Here is a 16,785-nt window from a genome sequence, read left to right as displayed (position 1 = left end):
TGCTGATAGAAATGAGCAAGAGAGCTTGCATGGCCAGCATGCGCCAGGTGGCCTGACTATCTAACACCTGTCCATGCCTGCCCGGGCATTGCACCCGGGCGGCATGACAGGATTACTCAGCCGGCTTTTTCAGCTTCGGATTTGGGAAGAACTGCACGGTCTGCACCTTGGCCGGCGCGGCTTTCGGCGCCAGGTGGTTGACCCGCGTGCCCAGTTCCTTCGGCACCGACAAGCCCTGCTCGTTGAGGGTGTCGGTAAAGCCGCAAGCCACACACTCGCGGTGCGGTACGCCGCCTTCGTTCCACATCATCAGCTTGTCGGGCTCGCTGCACGCCGGGCACACGGCACCGGCAATGAAGCGCTTCTTGGTCTTGTTCACAGCTACCTCACTCATGCTGCAGCGTCCTCGGTGAGACCACTGTGGCGCAGCAATGCATCGATGGAAGGCTCACGGCCACGGAAGTCGACGAACAGCTCCATCGGCTCGCGCGAACCACCACGGGCCAGGATCGCCTCGCGGAAGGCGCGGCCGGTCTCGGCGTTCAGCACGCCTTCTTCCTCGAAGCGCGAGAAGGCGTCAGCCGACAGCACTTCGGCCCACTTGTAGCTGTAGTAGCCCGCCGCGTAACCGCCCGCGAAAATGTGCGCAAAGCTGTTGGGGAAGCGGTTGTAAGCCGGCGGGCGCATGACCGACACCTCGTCACGCACACCTTCGAGCACCTGCAATACGCTGCGGCCGTCGCCATGGCTGGCGTGCAGCTCGAAATCGAACAGCGAGAACTCCAGCTGGCGCACCATCATCATGCCCGACTGGAAGTTTTTCGCGGCCAGCATCTTGTCCAGCAGGTCCTGGGGCAGGGCGGCGCCGGTTTCGTAGTGACCCGAAATCAGTGCCAGGCCTTCCGGCTCCCAGCACCAGTTTTCCATGAACTGGCTTGGCAGCTCGACCGCATCCCAGGCCACGCCGTTGATGCCGGACACGCCGGCATGCTCGATGCGGGTCAGCATGTGGTGCAGGCCGTGACCGAATTCGTGAAACAGGGTGGTGACTTCATCGTGGGTCAGCAGCGCGGGCTTGCCGGGCGCGGCCGGGGTGAAGTTGCACACCAGGTTGGCCACCGGGCTTTGCAGCTGGCCGCCGGCGGTGCGGCGACGGTCACGGGCGCCGTCCATCCAGGCGCCGCCACGCTTGTTGGCGCGGGCGTACAGGTCGAAGAAGAAACGGCCAACGTGCTGACCGTTTTCCTTGATCTCGAACAGGCGTACGTCCGGGTGCCAGCTGTCGAAGCCTTTGAGCTCGGCGATTTCGATGCCGTACAGGCGCTGCACGATGCTGAACAGGCCGCCCAGCACCTTGTCGATCGGGAAGTAGGCGCGCAGGGCTTCCTGCGACACGCTGTAGCGCTGCTCGCGCAGCTTCTCGCCAAAGTAGCCGGCGTCCCAGCTGGCCAGCTCGGGGCAGCCTTGTTCGGCAGCGTAGGCCTTGAGCTGTTTCAGGTCCTGGGCGGCGAACGGCTTGGAACGCTTGGCCAAGTCACGCAGGAAGCTCAGCACCTGGTCGCTGGACTCGGCCATCTTGGTGGCCAGGCTCAGCTCGGCGTAGTTCTTGTAGCCCAGCAGTTCGGCCAGTTCCTGGCGCAGGTCGAGGATTTCGCGCATCACCGGGCCATTGTCGAACTGGCCGGCATTCGGGCCCTGGTCGGAGGCGCGGGTGCAGTAGGCGGCGTAGAGCTCTTCGCGCAGGGCGCGGTCGCTGGCGTAGGTCATCACTGCGTAGTAGCTGGGGAACTCGAGGGTGATCAGCCAGCCGTCCAGGCCCTTGGCCTGGGCTGCAGCGGCCATCTGCGCCTTGGCCGAATCGGTCAGGCCGGCCAGCGCAGCTTCGTCGGTAACATGCTTGGTCCACGCCTGGGTGGCGTCAAGCAGCTGATTGGAGAAACGGCTGCCCAGCTCGCTGAGCTTGCTCTGCACTTCGGCGTAACGCTGCTGCTTGTCCGCCGGCAGGTCGATACCCGACAGGCGGAAGTCACGCAAGGCGTGCTCGAGGATAGTCTTTTGCGCCACGTCGAAGCCGGCAGCCTCAGGGCTGTCGATCAGCGCCTGGTAGGCTTCGAACAGCGCGCGGTTCTGGCCCAGTTCGGTAGAGTAGGCGCTCAACGCCGGCAGGCACGACTCGTAGGCCTCACGCAACTCGGCACTGTTGCACACCGCATTAAGGTGGCTGACCGGGCTCCAGGCGGCGCCCAGGCGGTCGTTCAGTTCGTCCATGGCCAGCACCAGGCCGGCCCATGTAGGGTTCTTGCCCTGCTTTTCAAGGATCTCGGCAATGGCTTTACGGTTGTCGGCCAGGATCGCTTCGATCGCCGGCAACACGTGTTCGGCACGAATTTGCGAGAAGGGCGGCAGATCGTGGGATTGCAGAAGCGGGTTGTTCGCAGTCACGGTTTGGATACCTTGGCAGAAGAAACACTGCCCCATCTTAATTACAATCGACGCCGACCGCAGCAGGCAGCCTGCCTATCGGCACAGATGAGAGACGCTATCATGGCCATTCGCAGCTTCCAGCAACACACTCCGAAAGTTGGGCCCAGGGCCTTCGTCGACCGTTCGGCGGTGGTGCTGGGCGACGTGGAGATCGGTGAAGACAGTTCGGTCTGGCCGTTGACCGTGGTGCGCGGCGACATGCACCGCATCCGCATTGGCGCGCGCACCAGCGTGCAGGACGGCAGCGTGCTGCACATTACCCACGCCGGGCCTTTCAACCCGGACGGTTTCCCGCTGATCATCGGCGACGAAGTGACCATCGGGCACAAGGTGATGCTGCATGGCTGCACCCTGGGCAACCGTATCCTGGTGGGTATGGGCAGCACCATCATGGATGGTGCCATCGTCGAGGACGAAGTGATCATTGGCGCTGGCAGCCTGGTGCCGCCGGGCAAACGCCTGGTCAGTGGCTACCTGTACATGGGCAGCCCGGTGAAACAGGCCCGGCTGCTGAACGACAAGGAGCGCGCATTTTTCTCCTACAGCGCCGGCAACTACGTGAAGCTCAAGGACCAGCACCTGGCCGAAGGCTACGATCAACCTGAATGACCGCATTCACGGGCACGCCCGCTCCCACAGGTTCAGTGGAGCCATCAAGGCCTGCGCTGTACCTGTGGGAGCGGGCATGCCCGCGAAGAAGGCCACGCAGCACTCAAGTGGAACCCTGTACATGCACCAGCAAAACATCCTCTTCGACCTCGACGGCACCCTGACCGACCCACGCCTGGGCATCACCCGCTCGATCCAGTACGCCCTGGCCAAGCTGGGCATCGACGAACCAGACCTGGCCCGCCTCGAACACTTCATCGGCCCACCCCTGCTGCAGGCTTTCATGCAGTTCTACCGCTTCGACGAAGCCAAGGCCTGGGATGCGGTGAACTTCTACCGGGAGCGTTTCCGCGTGACCGGTCTATACGAGAACCTCGTGTTCGAAGGTGTGCCGGAGTTGCTTGAGGCCCTGAACGGGCAGGGCCGCACGCTGTACATTGCCACGTCAAAACCGTGGGAGTTCGCCCGCGAAATCGCTCGGCATTTCGCCTTCGATCATCACTTCAAGGTGATCTACGGCAGTGAACTGGACGGCACGCGCACCAACAAGGTCGAGCTGATTCGCCATTTGCTGGATGAAGAAGGGCTGGACCCGACGCAAACCCTGATGATCGGGGACCGCAAGCATGACCTGATCGGCGCGCGCAGCAACGGGCTGCAAGCCGTCGCGGTGGGATACGGGTTTGGGAGCCGGGAAGAGCTGATGGCAGAAGAACCCGCTTTCCACTTCGCCACGGTAGCCGATTTGCATCAGGCTTTTATCAAGGCTTGAGCGCCAGCAGGGCTGCTTTGCAGCCGGCCCTCCCACCTCGATCGGCGTACGCAGGGCCTTTGTGGGGGCCTTGTGTCGCGATGGCCCGCAAAGCGGCCCCAAAATCTCAAAGGCTAACCATCAGACGCTGCAACGCCGCTTTCCTTTCTTCAATCGGCAACCGCCCCAAATGCTCGACCCGCGCGTAAAACCGAACCCAATCCCCACCCACCTCACGAAACAGCGCCGCAAACGCCGGCACCCACTGGTCATAGAGCCCGAACGGCAACAACTTGGCATTATTCATCGGCCCATACATCCACGCGTCATAGCGCTTGTCACCACCCCACTGGCCATCACGCACCTGCCGGTATTCACGCCTCAAACGCTCAAACTCGGCCTGCTTGGCCCGGCGCTTGTGCGCATCATCCAAAGGCCCGGCATAAATGGCCTGCAACCGCTCACGACAGGCCAGCACCAGGCGGATGAACTGGTCACGCTGCTGCTGCCTCTGCCCTGCGTCAACCGCCGCCAGCCCACGCGCCGCCCGCCATTGCCGCGTGCCTTCCTGCTCGACGAACGAGGCAAACGATTCATTGAACTCGGTATCGTCCTGCACATAGAAGCGCTGGTGGGCCAATTCATGAAAGATCAACGTAGCCAGGCGCTCATCGCCCCAGCCCACCATCGACGACAAAATCGGGTCATCGAACCAACCCAGGGTCGAATAAGCTTCCACGCCACCCACGTACACATCCAGGCCATCCTGACGCATCAACGCCGCCGCGCCTCGCGCCGCGCCTTGCTGGTAGTAGCCGCGGTACGCCACGCACCCGGCAATCGGAAAGCAGTGCGTTACCGGTTGCAACGACAACTCGGGCGTGGCGAACACGTTCCACACCACGTAGGGGCGTCCAAGGTCGGCGTATACCCGGTAGCTGCGGTTGTCTGGCAGTTTCAATTGCTGGCTGGCAAACAGCCGCGCCTGTTCGGCCTGTTGCAGGTGCGCGCGCAAGGGTGCAGGGGTAGCAGGGTCGGCCAATACCTGCTCTACAGGCTGCCGCGCCCGCAGCAACTGCCACTGGCCCTGCGCCAGCTGCCCGTAGTAGGCGGCATTGCTGCAACCGTTCAGCAGGAGCGCCGCAAGCAGCGGAACCAAACGGGTGAAAATGCGGTCGAGTGCCCCAAGGCCTGAGCGCTGCATAAGAAAAAGTCGAAGCATCCGGGACTGTCTGACTCGCTCAACACCATTTCGCTCCAAGACTATCTCGCCAAGGGGGAGTTTCGCCATGCGTGCATTGTTGGTCGCCGGCTCACTGTTATTGATCTCTGCCTGTTCAACCTTGCCAGACCCAGATCCGAACCAGGCCTGGATCGACCTCACCCGTTACGACAATACGTCGCTGGACGCCGTGCAGGTCGATGAGCGTGACTGGGCTGACAGCCGCTATTTCGAGGTTCAACCCGGCAGCCACGAACTGACCGTGCGCTATCAGTTTCCGGTTAACCCCAGCAATATCGGCCCCGTCGAGGAGCCATTGTGGCGCGATTGCCAGGTCAAGCTGACCTTCAAGGACTTCAGCGCCGGGCAGCGTTATCAGCTGCAAGCCGGCAGCATTGGCTTCCGCCCTTGGATCAAACTCTACGACCACCAGCAAAAACTGCTGGGTCAAGGGCTGCCGGCGGGTTGCCAGCGCACCTGAACCGCACAAACGGCGCTATGCTTGTTACTTGTAAATCGCAAGTGGGAGTTTTGCCATGCGCCAGCCCATGATGCTGATCGCCCTCAGTACACTGGGGGCTTGCGCCAGCCCCTTGCCGCCCGTCGACCCCAAGCAGGCCTGGGTCGATCTGTACACCATGACCCCCGGTCGGGTGATCATGGCCGACCGCCTCGACGGCAAGCGCCTGGACGATGGCCGTTACTTTCAGATGACACCGGGCAAGCATGAACTGGTGGTGCGCTTCGATTATGAAATCTACTCGGGCGGCCTCATGTCACAACCCAGGGACCGAACCTGCTACCTGACCGTCCGCTTTGACAACTTCAAGGCTGGCGAGCGCTATCGCCTGGAAGCGCGGGCGCCGGTGATGGAGCCGCAGGTGCTGCTATATGACGCCAACCGCAAGGTGGTGGTGAACGAGCCTAGCGAAGTGTTCTGCATCCCGTGAGTGTGGGGCTGCTTCGCAGCCCCGGGCCCTGATGCTTATCGATCGTTCTTCTGATAGATGATCTTCTTCGTCCCGCCATCGCAGGTCCCGACGACCATGTTCTGGTCCTTGACCTCGCTGTTGGGCACGATCTCCAGCGTGTAGGACGAAACCCCTTGGGCCTGGATCTTGGCCTCGATCTCGGCTTTCAGCTCCTCGCATGGCTTGACGGCCGCCAGCGCAGACGTGGCGACAAGGGAAGCCAACACAGCGATAGCTAAGCGAATCATGGAACGGCTCCTGGAAAGGGCAGTGGCGCTGCCGACGTTCTTTAGACTACAGCAAACCACCACCGTTGCACCGTTTCACCCCACCAATGCCGCATCCAGGCTGATCTTCGCATTCAAAACCTTGGACACCGGGCAGCCTTCCTTCGCCTTGTTGGCAATCTCCAGGAACTGAGCCTCGCTGGCCCCAGGTACCTTGGCCCTGAGCACCAGATGCACCGCGGTAATGGCAAAACCGTCAGCTTGCTTGTCGAGCGTCACCTCTGCAGCCGTGTCGATCCGCTCTGCGGTAAGCCCCGCCTCGCCGAGCATCATGGATAGCGCCATCGAGAAACAACCGGCATGGGCCGCGCCAATCAGCTCCTCCGGGTTGGTGCCGGGTGTGCCCTCGAAACGTGTGTTGAAGCCATAAGGGTTCTGCTTGAGTGCGCCGCTTTCGGTAGAAAGCAGGCCTTTTCCATCCTTCAGGCCACCTTGCCAGATCGCCGATGCTGTCTTTTTCATGATGCCTCCTGGTCACTGGGTTGCTTACCTAGGGTTCAGAGGCCTGCCGCCTGCCGCAAGTTCAGAGCAATATGCTTGCAGGCATTGAATCCAACGAACGCGCCCATACAGAGTCAAAAAGGCCTCTGGCCAATCACTTTTGCGGAGGCTCCATGACGCAGCTGCGTGACCTGAAGATTTCCACCCTGGACCTGGTGCCCGTACGCGCCGACGCTGGCCCCGCGCAATCGCTGCGCAACTCGCTGGACCTGGCGCAGCATGTCGAGCGCTTTGGCTATAACCGCTTCTGGGTGGCCGAGCACCACAACATGGACGGCATCGCCAGTTCGGCGACTGCGGTGCTGATCGGCTACCTGGCCGGGGGGACCTCACGTATTCGCGTGGGCTCTGGCGGGGTGATGCTGCCCAACCATGCGCCACTGGTGATCGCCGAGCAGTTCGGCACCTTGGCCAGCCTGTATCCGGGGCGTATCGACCTTGGCCTGGGCCGTGCACCGGGTTCGGACCAGATGACGGCCTATGCCCTGCGACGCGACCGCGCTGGCGGCCCGGACGACTTCCCGGACGATGTCGAGGAGCTTTCGCGCTACCTCGGGCCACGCACTGATGATCAAAAAGTGATCGCCGTACCGGGGTACGACACCGACGTGCCGATGTGGTTGCTGGGATCCAGCCTGTTCAGTGCCCAGCTGGCGGGCATGCGCGGCATGCCCTACGCCTTCGCCTCGCATTTCGCGCCACGCTACATGCACGAGGCCATTCGCGTGTACCGCAACCATTTCAAGCCCTCGACCACGCTGGACAAGCCGTATGTGATGCTGGGCATTCCCATGGTGGTGGCGCAAACCGACGAGAAGGCCGAATACCTGGCCACCTCGGTCTACCAGCGCATCCTGGCGCTGATTCGTGGACAGAGCCTGATGCAGAAGCCACCCGTGGAAAGCATGGATGGGCTGTGGTTGCCCCATGAGCGAGAGACGGTGGGCAGCTTCCTGGGGCTGGCCATGATCGGCAGCCCGCAGAAGGTAAAGGCCAAGGTAGAAGTGCTGCTGGAACAGACGGGTGCGGATGAGCTGATCTTTACCTGTGACCTGTATGAGCATGCGGACCGCATTCGGTCATATGAGCTGATGGCGCAGGCCCTCAAGACCGAGTGACCCTCGTCGCGGGCTCGCCCGCTCCCATAGGTTGACTTGGGAGCGAGCAAGCCCGCGAATGAGCAAAAACATTAGCCGCGGCGGTAAACAATCTCCTTGGTACCGGCCTCGCAGCTACCAATCACCTTGCCCGCCGGCTCGCCTTTCTTGACGATCTCCAGCTTGTAGCCAGTGACGCCCTTGGCATCCAGTTTGGCCGCAATTTCCGCCTTCAGTTCCTCGCACGGTTTGCCCGCTGCCAGCGCACCACCGGCCAGGGTCATCAGGCCCAGCGCCAGAATCAGTTTGTTCATCACTCGCGTTCCTTGTGCAGATGAAATCAGAAGGGGCCCCACCAAGGCGCCCCTTTTCTGAATACCTCATCACGCCGGGATCATACAACCCGACGTTGTTTCAGCTATTGGCGATACGGAAGCCGACCTTCAGCGTGACCTGGAAGTGCGCCGCTTTGTTGTCGCGGATATGGCCGCGGGTATCGACCACTTCGAACCATTCCAGGTGCTTGATGCTTTTAGCGGCTTCGGCCAAAGCATTGTTGATCGCCTCTTCGATACTGGTGGGCGAAGACCCGACCAGTTCGATTTTCTTGTAGGTGTGATGATCGGTCATGAGTGCTCTCCATGGGTGACAGTGAGATTCAGCCTAGCAGCGCAGGCCTGGTTTACCTGCGAGCGGTCACTGTCAGCGAAAGTTCGATCGCACTTTCACGCAGCCCAAGGGTCGCAATCTTACAGCCCATACTGCAAAGGAGAGTCAACATGCACCGCAACTCGCTGCGTAAAACGTCCCTGGAAAGCATGGAAGCGGAGATCGAGAGCCTTCTGAAAAGCTTGGAAAACCTCAAGCATGATGCGTCGGAAGAGTCCCAGAAGTCGGTGAAGGCAATCCGCAGCAACGCTGAAAGCGCACTGCGTCATTCGCGCAGCCTACTGAGCGATGCGTACGAGGAAGTGAAGCAGCGCACCCGCCAGACCGGCAAAGCCACCCGGGACTACGCCCAGGAACACCCCTACACCACCGCCGGTGTGGCCATTGGTGCGCTGGGCCTGCTGGCGGCCTACCTGATATGCAAGCGAAACTAAGCGCTCTGCCGCGCAAGTTCCGCCCTTAACCACTGCGCCAACTGCTCGGCGCGCCCGTCTGCGGCGCGCCGTGGCACCCACAATGCCAGCGCCGCCTGGGTAGGTGAAAAGCCCCAAGGCGCACTCAAACGGCCCGCCCGCAGGTCATCAGCGACCAGCGGCTGCGGTGCTATCGCCACGCCCAATCCGGCCACGGCAGCTTCCAGCAGGTAATACAGGTGCTCGAAAGCCTGGCCATAGTGAATGGCCGCCGGGTCCAGGCCCTGTTGCACCGCCCAGGTCGGCCAGGCTTGCGGGCGTGAAGTGGTGTGCAGCAAGGCTTCACCCAGCAGTGCCTTGGCGGGCGCGCCCTGCAAGCGCTGGAAGCCTGCGAAATGCGGGCTGAGCACCGGCCCGATGCATTCCTCGGCCAGCACATGCACCTGCATGTCCGCCGGCCACGGTGGCTCGGCATACACCAGCAACGCATCCAGCCCAGGCCGCCGCGGGTCAAGGTCGCCCTCACCCGCCGACAGGTGCAAGCGCAGCTCAGGCAAATCCGCCTGCAACCGCCCCAGCCGCGGAATAAACCACCGCGCCAGCAGGCTGCCCGAGCAGCCCAGCACGAATGGCGCCTCGCTCACATCACGGCTGAGCTCGGAACACACGCTGCGCAGCCGGTCGAAGGCCTCACCGCTGGCATCGCGCAGACGCATACCGGCATCTGTGAGTTTGATGCCACGCCCGTCCTTGACGAACAGGGCTACGCCCAGATGCTCCTCAAGCACCTTGATCTGCCGGCTGACAGCGCCGTGGGTGACGTGCAGCGCTTCCGCCGCCTGGCTGACACTGTTCAGCCTGGCGGCAGCCTCGAAGGCGCGCAGGGCATTGAGGGGAGGGAGGTCGTGGGCCATTTTACCTGTGAGTTTTTCTGACAAGTTTACGCAATCTTATCGGTTTTCAGCCGAGCTTGCCGTGGTTAGAGTAAAGCCCATCCCTCATTCACTACGCCTTGGAGCGCCCCATGACCCAGTCCCAATACCGCCCCGGCCCCGACGCCAATGGCCTGTTCGGCTCGTTCGGCGGCCGCTACGTGGCCGAAACCCTGATGCCACTGGTGCTGGACCTGGCCCGCGAATACGAAGCGGCCAAGGCAGACCCTAAGTTCCTTGAAGAGCTGGCTTACTTTCAGCGCGACTACATCGGTCGCCCCAACCCGCTGTACTTCGCCGAGCGCCTGACCGAGCATTGCGGCGGGGCGAAGATTTTCTTCAAGCGTGAAGAGCTCAACCATACCGGCGCGCACAAGGTGAACAACTGCATCGGCCAGGTGCTGCTGGCCAAGCGCATGGGCAAAAAGCGCCTGATCGCCGAAACCGGCGCCGGCATGCACGGTGTCGCCACCGCCACCGTCGCCGCGCGCTTCGGCCTGCCTTGCGTGATCTACATGGGCGCCACCGACATCGAGCGCCAGCAGGCCAACGTGTTCCGCATGAAGCTGCTGGGCGCCGAGATCGTGCCGGTTACCGCCGGCACCGGCACCCTGAAAGACGCCATGAACGAAGCCCTGCGTGACTGGGTTACCAACGTCGAAGACACCTTCTACCTGATCGGCACCGTGGCTGGCCCACACCCGTACCCCGCCATGGTCCGCGACTTCCAGTCGATCATCGGCAAAGAGACCCGTGCCCAGTTGCAAGAGAAGGAAGGCCGTCTGCCAGACAGCCTGGTTGCCTGCGTCGGCGGTGGCTCCAATGCCATGGGCCTGTTCCATGAGTTCCTCGAAGAGCCGAGCGTGCAGATCATCGGCGTTGAAGCCGGTGGCCACGGCGTACACACCGACAAGCACGCCGCCAGCCTGAACGGCGGCGTACCGGGCGTGTTGCACGGCAACCGCACCTACCTGCTGCAGGACCAAGACGGCCAGATCACCGATGCCCACTCGATTTCCGCGGGCCTGGACTACCCGGGCATCGGCCCGGAGCACGCCTATCTGCATGAGGTGAAGCGCGTCGAGTACGTCAGCATCACCGACGACGAAGCATTGGATGCGTTCCACGCAACCTGCCGTCTGGAAGGCATCATTCCAGCCCTGGAAAGCTCCCACGCCTTGGCCGAAGCGATCAAGCGCGCACCGAAGCTGCCCAAGGACCACCTGATGGTCGTGTGCCTGTCGGGCCGCGGCGACAAAGACATGCAAACCGTCATGAACCACATGGCCGCCCAGGAGAAACACGCATGAGCCGTCTTGAACAACGCTTCGCCGAGCTGAAGGCCGAAGGCCGCTCGGCACTGGTCACCTTCGTCACAGCTGGCGACCCGGGCTACGACGCCTCGCTGCAGATCCTCAAGGGCCTGCCGGCTGCTGGCGCCGACGTGATCGAGCTGGGCATGCCGTTCACCGACCCGATGGCCGATGGCGTGGCCATCCAGCTGGCCACCCTGCGCGCCCTTGAAGCTGGCCAGACCTTGGCCAAGACCCTGCAGATGGTTCGCGAATTCCGTGTGGATAACCAGACCATGCCGATCGTGCTGATGGGTTACTACAACCCTATCCACCGCTTTGGCGTGGACACGTTCGTGGCTCAAGCCAAGGAAGCGGGCGTCGATGGCCTGATCATCGTCGACCTTCCGCCAGAGCACGACGCCGAACTGGCTACCCCGGCCCAGGCCGCAGGCATCGACTTCATCCGCCTGACCACCCCGACCACCGACGACGCGCGCCTGCCGCGCGTGCTGGAGCGCAGCTCCGGGTTCGTCTACTACGTGTCGGTGGCTGGTGTGACCGGTGCCGGTTCGGCGACCACCGAGCATGTGACCGAAGCCATTGCCCGCCTGCGCCGGCATACCGATCTGCCGATCAGCGTTGGCTTCGGCATTCGCACGCCGGAACAGGCTGCGAACATTGCCCGCTTGGCGGATGGTGTGGTGGTGGGCTCGGCACTGGTCGACAAGATCGCCCAGGCCAAAAGCGCCGATCAGGCGGTGACCGATGTATTGAGCCTGTGCTCGGCATTGGCTGAAGGGGTGCGTGGCGCACGCCGCTAAACCGCGTCGTCTGCTTCGCGGGTAAACCCGCTCCTACGGGGCCAGTGCCACCCTCTGGCTCTGCGATATCGTTGTAGGAGCGGGTTCACCCGCGAAGAGGCCAGCACAGGCAACCCCCGCCTAGCCCCCAAAAACCGATAGATTCAATGGCCGCACGGCCCCCATCCAGATCGCATGATCCCGGTGATCCGCCAGTTCATCCCCGGTTTCCGGATGCATGAATACCACCAGGCCCTTGCGGTACAGCGCCAACCAAGGCAAAACCACTCCCACCACTTCCGGCCCGAACGCCAGCTGGCAACTCCAGTCCGGATGCGGCCCAACCGGTTTCTGATGCATGCGCCCCATGGTCACCGGGAACAGCCGCGCCGCCTCCTCGCACAGTTCGCGGGCCTGCTCCATGGTGGCTGCGTCGTAATAAACGTGGGCGTGATAACCCTTGATCCTCTGCACGATAACTCCTGATTGCGGTCCAACCATCACCACCTGCAACGGGAGTGATGCAGTGAAAAACGCCGAAACCCCAGTGTTCAAACTGGTCCTGTTCGGGCCTGAAAGCAGCCTGGGCAATGCCCTGATGGTCGAGCTGCTGTCGCGCCAGCACGAAGTCATCGCCGTGGTCGACGACCTCAACCGCCATTCGCCGCGCCCGGGCCTGCACTTCAAGATAGGGGGGCTGGGTGATGCCCACCAGGCGGAGCAGGGCGCAGCGGGCGGCTCGGCGGTGATCGCCCTGTTACCAGCGCTGGCGCCGGGTGACCTGCCGGGGCAGGCACGCTTGAGCGAGGCGCTGGTGGCGGGGCTTGCGCGTACGACTATACGCCGGCTGCTGCTTGTGGGCGATTTCGATGTGCTGGATAAACCGGGCAAGTACAGCGAGGTGGAGCGGGAATGCGTGGCCCAGGTGGTTGATGGGTTGCAGCGCAGTGCCTTGCACTGGACGCTGATCAATGCACCGCAGGAACTGGCCGGGTTGGGCATGGAGCATTTTCGCAGTACCGAAGGCACGCTGGAGCCTGGGCTGGCTGAGCCGTTGCGGCGCTTGTCCAGGATCGCAGCGGGGATGGTGGACATGCTGGAGCTGGACTTGCACCGGGGCGAGCACCTGAACTTCGTGGTCTAGATTGCCGGGGGCTGCTGCGCAGCCCATCGCGACGCAAGGCCGCACACACATGGGCCGGCGTGTGCAGTGTTTTTCTGGGAGCGGCCTTGTGTCGCGATGGCCCCCAAAATCTCAAAGGCTGCGCTCCTGCTCCAACCAATCCACGAACCGCTCGATCAACGCCCCACGCCGCTTGCGCGGCGGTAAGACTACGTAATAGCCGCGTTCCGAGCGCAAACTCCCCTCCAGCGGCCGGCACAGCAACCCTTGCTCCACCAACCTGTCCACCAGGTGCGCCCAGCCAATCGCCACCCCTTGCCCGGCAATCGCTGCCTGAATCAGCAAGGTATAGTTATCAAACCGCAGCTGCCCCGCCGGCGGTGAGCTTTCCACACCAAACCCACGAAATACCCCCGCCCAGTCAAACCAGCGGCTGGCCTGCTCGCCCTTCAAATGCAGCAGCGGCAATCGTTGCAAAGCCACAGCTGACAAGGCTTTGCCATGAGTCAGATGGGGGCTGCACACCGGGAACACTTCCTCATCGAATAGCCAGCGGCTTTCTCCTTGGTGAAAGCGTCCATCGCCAAACAGCACCGCCACATCAATGTCCGGGCGCAACATGCCCTGGCTGCGCTCACCCGTCACCAGACTCACATCCACCTGTGGATAAGCCTCATGAAAGCGCTGCAGCCTTGGCATCAGCCAGAACGCCGCAAAGGCAAAGTCGGTGGCGACCTGCAGCACTTCGCGCTGGCCGCGCCCGCCGGCCTGGGCAATACCGTCATCCATGGACTGCAGCCCCTGATGCACCTGTTCGAACAGCAACTGGCCAGCCTCGGTCAGCTCGATGCCCCGGTAAATGCGGTCAAACAGGCGCGTGCCCAACTGTGCCTCCAGGCGCTTCACCTGCTGGCTCACTGCCGGCTGCGTGGTACCCAACTCCAGCGCCGCAGCGGTAAAGCCACGCAGGCGCGCAGCAGCCTCGAATACGCGCAAGGTATCCAGCGACAACCCGGCAAGGTGCTCAAACATAAGCTTGGCTAATCCCAGTCATTGCCCGCCATGGGCTTTACCCATGTTATCCACAGTCGCATCTTGGTAGGCAAGCGGTTCGCATAACCCTCAACGATGGAAGCCACCATGACGCGTCCGAATATCCTGTTCATCATGGCCGACCAGATGGCCGCGCCCTTGCTGCCGATCTACGGCCCTTCGCCCATCAAGATGCCGCACCTCGGCCGTCTGGCCGAGCAAGCCGTGGTGTTCGACTCGGCCTACTGCAACAGCCCACTGTGCGCGCCATCACGCTTCACCCTGGTCAGCGGTCAGTTGCCCAGCCGCATTGGCGCCTACGACAACGCGGCCGACTTCCCTGCCGATGTGCCGACCTACGCCCATTACCTGCGTCGCCTGGGCTACCGCACCGCGCTGTCGGGCAAGATGCACTTCTGCGGCCCGGACCAGTTGCACGGCTATGAAGAACGCCTGACCAGCGACATCTACCCGGCCGACTACGGTTGGGCGGTGAACTGGGACGAACCCGATGTGCGTCCAAGCTGGTACCACAACATGTCCTCGGTGCTGCAGGCCGGTCCATGCGTGCGCACCAATCAGCTGGATTTCGACGAGGAGGTGGTGTTCAAGGCGCGCCAGTACCTGTACGACCATGTGCGCGAAAACGATGGCCGGCCATTTTGCCTGACCGTTTCGATGACGCACCCGCACGACCCCTACACCATTGCCAAACGCTACTGGGACCGCTACGAAGGTGTGGATATCCCCATGCCCCGTGCCGAGTTCAGCCAGGCAGCACTCGACCCGCATTCGCAGCGCCTGCTGAAAGTCTACGACCTGTGGAACAAGCCACTGCCTGTGGATAAGGTTCGCGACGCCCGCCGCGCCTACTTCGGCGCGTGCAGCTATATCGATGACAACATCGGCCAATTGCTGCAGACCCTGGAGGAATGCAACCTGGCCGATGACACAGTGATCGTGTTTTCCGGCGACCACGGCGACATGCTTGGCGAACGTGGCCTCTGGTACAAAATGCACTGGTTCGAAATGTCGGCGCGGGTGCCGCTGCTGATCCATGCGCCGAAGCGCTTCGCGGCGGGCCGGGTCACTGCCTCGGTGTCGACCTGCGACCTGTTGCCAACCTTGGTCGAACTGGCTGGCGGCGCTGTGGATAAAGACCTGCAGCTGGACGGCCGCTCACTGCTGGGCCATCTGCAAGGGCAGGGCGGTCACGACGAGGTGATCGGCGAGTATATGGCCGAAGGCACCGTCGGCCCGCTGATGATGATCCGCCGCGGGCCCTACAAGTTCGTGTACAGCGAAGACGACCCATGCCTACTCTATGACCTGAGCCGCGACCCGCACGAGCGGGAGAACCTCACCGGCAGCCCGGACCACCAGGTGCTGCTGCAGGCATTTGTCGATGAAGCACAACAGCGCTGGGACATCCCCAGCCTGCGCCAGCAGGTGCTGGCCAGCCAGCGCCGCCGCCGGCTGGTGGCCGAAGCGCTGGCCATCGGCAAGCTGAAAAGCTGGGATCACCAACCACTGGTGGATGCCAGCCAACAGTACATGCGCAACCACATCGATCTCGATGACCTCGAGCGCAAGGCACGTTATCCACAGCCCGCCCCCCTGGATTGAGAAGAGAGGCCGCCATGCACAAGTTCTCCGCCGCCGTGTTCGTCCTGGCCCTGAGCGCCACCACGGCCAACGCCGCAGACAGCGATGCGCAATGCAGTACCGTGAAAATGGCCGACCCCGGCTGGAGTGATATTGCCTCGACCAATGCCGTGGCACGCCTGTTACTGGAAAGCCTGGGTTACCAGGTGAAGATCGACAGCCTGGCCGTACCGATCATCTACGGCGGCCTCAAGGACGGCCAGGTCGACGCCTTCCTCGGCAACTGGATGCCGGCGCAGCAAGGCTTCCATGACAAGTTCATCGCCAACGGCGATGTGCAGCAGCTGTCGCGCAACCTGGAGGGAACCGAGTTCACCCTCGCAGTGCCCGACTATGTGTGGAATGCCGGGGTGAAGGACTTCGCTGACCTGCAGAAACACGCCGGGCAGTTCGACAGAAAGCTGTACGGAATCGGCTCCGGCGCCCCGGCCAACCTGTCGCTCAAGGCAATCATCGACAAGAATGAATTCAACCTCGGCCAGTGGAAGCTGGTGGAGTCCAGCGAGCAGGCGATGCTGGCCCAGGTCGACCGGGCGGTGAAGAAGCAGCAATTCATCACCTTCCTTGGCTGGACCCCGCACCCGATGAACGTGAAACTGAAAATGCATTACCTGACCGGTGGGGAAAAGTGGTTCGGCAGCAAGGGCGAGGTATACACGCTGACGCGCAAGGGTTATCCACAAGCCTGCCCGAATGCCGCGAAGCTGCTGGGTAACCTCAAGTTCACACTGGACATGGAAAACAGCATCATGGCCGAGGTGGTAGACAAGAAGATCAGCTTCGATGAAGCGGCCAAGGCCTGGGTGAAAGCGCATCCTGAACGGTTGGATGGGTGGTTGGCCGGAGTTACCACCAAGGCCGATGGGGATGCCCTGGAGGCCGTCAAAGCCAAACTGTAATCTCACAAAGCAACACACCAACCCTGTGGGAGCGG

General features: G+C 62.4%; 21 protein-coding genes. 11 read left to right on the top strand and 10 right to left on the bottom strand.

All coding sequences use genetic code 11. From position 1 onward, the window contains the following. Positions 1-112: 112 nt before the first annotated feature. Together PRJ_RS00265 and prlC are read right to left on the bottom strand one after the other, a co-directional pair. Positions 113-394 (bottom strand): YheV family putative zinc ribbon protein, encoded by a 282-nt coding sequence (locus PRJ_RS00265; RefSeq protein ID WP_104960539.1) that lies wholly within the window; start codon positions 392-394, stop codon positions 113-115. Continuing rightward, positions 391-2,478: an oligopeptidase A gene (prlC, locus tag PRJ_RS00260; RefSeq protein ID WP_104960538.1), complete on the bottom strand. Its 2,088-nt coding sequence runs from the start codon at positions 2,476-2,478 to the stop codon at positions 391-393. The genes PRJ_RS00265 and prlC overlap by 4 nt, the downstream gene beginning before the upstream one ends. A gap of 66 nt (positions 2,479-2,544) precedes the next feature. On the opposite strand from prlC, the gene PRJ_RS00255 reads away from it, so the two are divergent. Both PRJ_RS00255 and PRJ_RS00250 read left to right on the top strand, forming a co-directional pair. Then, the gene (locus PRJ_RS00255; protein WP_004575263.1) at positions 2,545-3,093 is read left to right on the top strand and encodes a gamma carbonic anhydrase family protein; all 549 of its coding nucleotides are present in this window, start codon (positions 2,545-2,547) and stop codon (positions 3,091-3,093) included. A gap of 121 nt (positions 3,094-3,214) precedes the next feature. After that, positions 3,215-3,865, top strand: a complete 651-nt coding sequence (locus tag PRJ_RS00250) for an HAD family hydrolase (protein WP_104960537.1) — start codon at positions 3,215-3,217, stop codon at positions 3,863-3,865. 106 nt (positions 3,866-3,971) lie between these two features. Here PRJ_RS00250 and PRJ_RS00245 read toward each other — a convergent pair whose 3' ends face one another. After that, positions 3,972-5,048, bottom strand: coding sequence for an aminopeptidase (locus PRJ_RS00245; RefSeq protein WP_104960536.1), 1,077 nt, complete (start codon positions 5,046-5,048; stop codon positions 3,972-3,974). 85 nt (positions 5,049-5,133) lie between these two features. Here PRJ_RS00245 and PRJ_RS00240 point away from each other — a divergent pair, with 85 nt between their 5' ends. After that, positions 5,134-5,547 carry a hypothetical protein gene (locus PRJ_RS00240; protein ID WP_003253063.1) on the top strand — a complete coding sequence of 138 codons (414 nt, stop codon included), beginning with the start codon at positions 5,134-5,136 and terminating at the stop codon, positions 5,545-5,547. A gap of 55 nt (positions 5,548-5,602) precedes the next feature. After that, positions 5,603-6,016, top strand: a complete 414-nt coding sequence (locus tag PRJ_RS00235) for a hypothetical protein (RefSeq protein WP_104960535.1) — start codon at positions 5,603-5,605, stop codon at positions 6,014-6,016. A gap of 35 nt (positions 6,017-6,051) precedes the next feature. Here PRJ_RS00235 and PRJ_RS00230 read toward each other — a convergent pair whose 3' ends face one another. After that, entirely contained in the window at positions 6,052-6,285 is a 234-nt protein-coding gene (locus PRJ_RS00230; protein ID WP_104960534.1) for a DUF1161 domain-containing protein, read from the bottom strand. Between the two features lie 75 nt (positions 6,286-6,360). Further along, entirely contained in the window at positions 6,361-6,786 is a 426-nt protein-coding gene (locus PRJ_RS00225; protein ID WP_003253070.1) for an OsmC family protein, read from the bottom strand. 152 nt (positions 6,787-6,938) lie between these two features. Here PRJ_RS00225 and PRJ_RS00220 point away from each other — a divergent pair, with 152 nt between their 5' ends. Then, positions 6,939-7,943, top strand: a complete 1,005-nt coding sequence (locus PRJ_RS00220) for an LLM class flavin-dependent oxidoreductase (protein WP_104960533.1) — start codon at positions 6,939-6,941, stop codon at positions 7,941-7,943. A gap of 71 nt (positions 7,944-8,014) precedes the next feature. On the opposite strand, the gene PRJ_RS00215 is transcribed toward PRJ_RS00220, so the two are convergent. Together PRJ_RS00215 and PRJ_RS00210 are read right to left on the bottom strand one after the other, a co-directional pair. After that, positions 8,015-8,236, bottom strand: coding sequence for a DUF1161 domain-containing protein (locus tag PRJ_RS00215; protein ID WP_020191565.1), 222 nt, complete (start codon positions 8,234-8,236; stop codon positions 8,015-8,017). A gap of 100 nt (positions 8,237-8,336) precedes the next feature. Next, positions 8,337-8,552 carry a dodecin gene (locus PRJ_RS00210; RefSeq protein ID WP_104960532.1) on the bottom strand — a complete coding sequence of 72 codons (216 nt, stop codon included), beginning with the start codon at positions 8,550-8,552 and terminating at the stop codon, positions 8,337-8,339. Between the two features lie 149 nt (positions 8,553-8,701). Between PRJ_RS00210 and PRJ_RS00205 the strand changes: the two genes are divergently transcribed. Further along, the gene (locus PRJ_RS00205) at positions 8,702-9,025 is read left to right on the top strand and encodes a YqjD family protein (RefSeq protein WP_014589231.1); all 324 of its coding nucleotides are present in this window, start codon (positions 8,702-8,704) and stop codon (positions 9,023-9,025) included. On the opposite strand, the gene PRJ_RS00200 is transcribed toward PRJ_RS00205, so the two are convergent. Next, positions 9,022-9,918: a LysR family transcriptional regulator gene (locus PRJ_RS00200; protein WP_014589230.1), complete on the bottom strand. Its 897-nt coding sequence runs from the start codon at positions 9,916-9,918 to the stop codon at positions 9,022-9,024. The two genes, PRJ_RS00205 and PRJ_RS00200, sit on opposite strands and share 4 nt — an antisense overlap. 110 nt (positions 9,919-10,028) lie before the next feature. Between PRJ_RS00200 and trpB the strand changes: the two genes are divergently transcribed. Continuing rightward, on the top strand, positions 10,029-11,246 hold the full coding sequence (gene trpB, locus PRJ_RS00195; RefSeq protein WP_004575268.1) for a tryptophan synthase subunit beta: 1,218 nt from the start codon (positions 10,029-10,031) through the stop codon (positions 11,244-11,246). Continuing rightward, positions 11,243-12,052 carry a tryptophan synthase subunit alpha gene (trpA, locus tag PRJ_RS00190; RefSeq protein WP_104960531.1) on the top strand — a complete coding sequence of 270 codons (810 nt, stop codon included), beginning with the start codon at positions 11,243-11,245 and terminating at the stop codon, positions 12,050-12,052. Before trpB ends, trpA begins: the two co-directional genes overlap by 4 nt. A 120-nt stretch (positions 12,053-12,172) precedes the next feature. Here the strand turns inward: trpA and PRJ_RS00185 are convergent, their stop codons facing one another. Beyond that, complete coding sequence (locus PRJ_RS00185; RefSeq protein WP_020189868.1) at positions 12,173-12,505, bottom strand: DOPA 4,5-dioxygenase family protein; 333 nt, start codon at positions 12,503-12,505, stop codon at positions 12,173-12,175. Positions 12,506-12,557: 52 nt separating this feature from the next. On the opposite strand from PRJ_RS00185, the gene PRJ_RS00180 reads away from it, so the two are divergent. Beyond that, the gene (locus PRJ_RS00180) at positions 12,558-13,175 is read left to right on the top strand and encodes an NAD(P)H-binding protein (protein WP_104960530.1); all 618 of its coding nucleotides are present in this window, start codon (positions 12,558-12,560) and stop codon (positions 13,173-13,175) included. Between the two features lie 111 nt (positions 13,176-13,286). Here PRJ_RS00180 and PRJ_RS00175 read toward each other — a convergent pair whose 3' ends face one another. Beyond that, complete coding sequence (locus tag PRJ_RS00175) at positions 13,287-14,186, bottom strand: LysR family transcriptional regulator (protein ID WP_104960529.1); 900 nt, start codon at positions 14,184-14,186, stop codon at positions 13,287-13,289. Between the two features lie 108 nt (positions 14,187-14,294). On the opposite strand from PRJ_RS00175, the gene betC reads away from it, so the two are divergent. After that, the gene (gene betC / locus PRJ_RS00170) at positions 14,295-15,812 is read left to right on the top strand and encodes a choline-sulfatase (protein WP_104886841.1); all 1,518 of its coding nucleotides are present in this window, start codon (positions 14,295-14,297) and stop codon (positions 15,810-15,812) included. 14 nt (positions 15,813-15,826) lie between these two features. Next, positions 15,827-16,750, top strand: coding sequence for a choline ABC transporter substrate-binding protein (gene choX, locus PRJ_RS00165; protein WP_104960528.1), 924 nt, complete (start codon positions 15,827-15,829; stop codon positions 16,748-16,750). The last annotated feature ends 35 nt before the right edge of the window (positions 16,751-16,785 follow it).

It is taken from the genome of Pseudomonas sp. XWY-1 (genome assembly GCF_002953115.1).
In the GTDB taxonomy this organism is placed as follows: domain Bacteria; phylum Pseudomonadota; class Gammaproteobacteria; order Pseudomonadales; family Pseudomonadaceae; genus Aquipseudomonas; species Aquipseudomonas alloputida.
The sequence above is the reverse complement of the archived record's forward strand: the minus strand, read 5'-3'. Positions and strand labels throughout refer to the sequence as shown.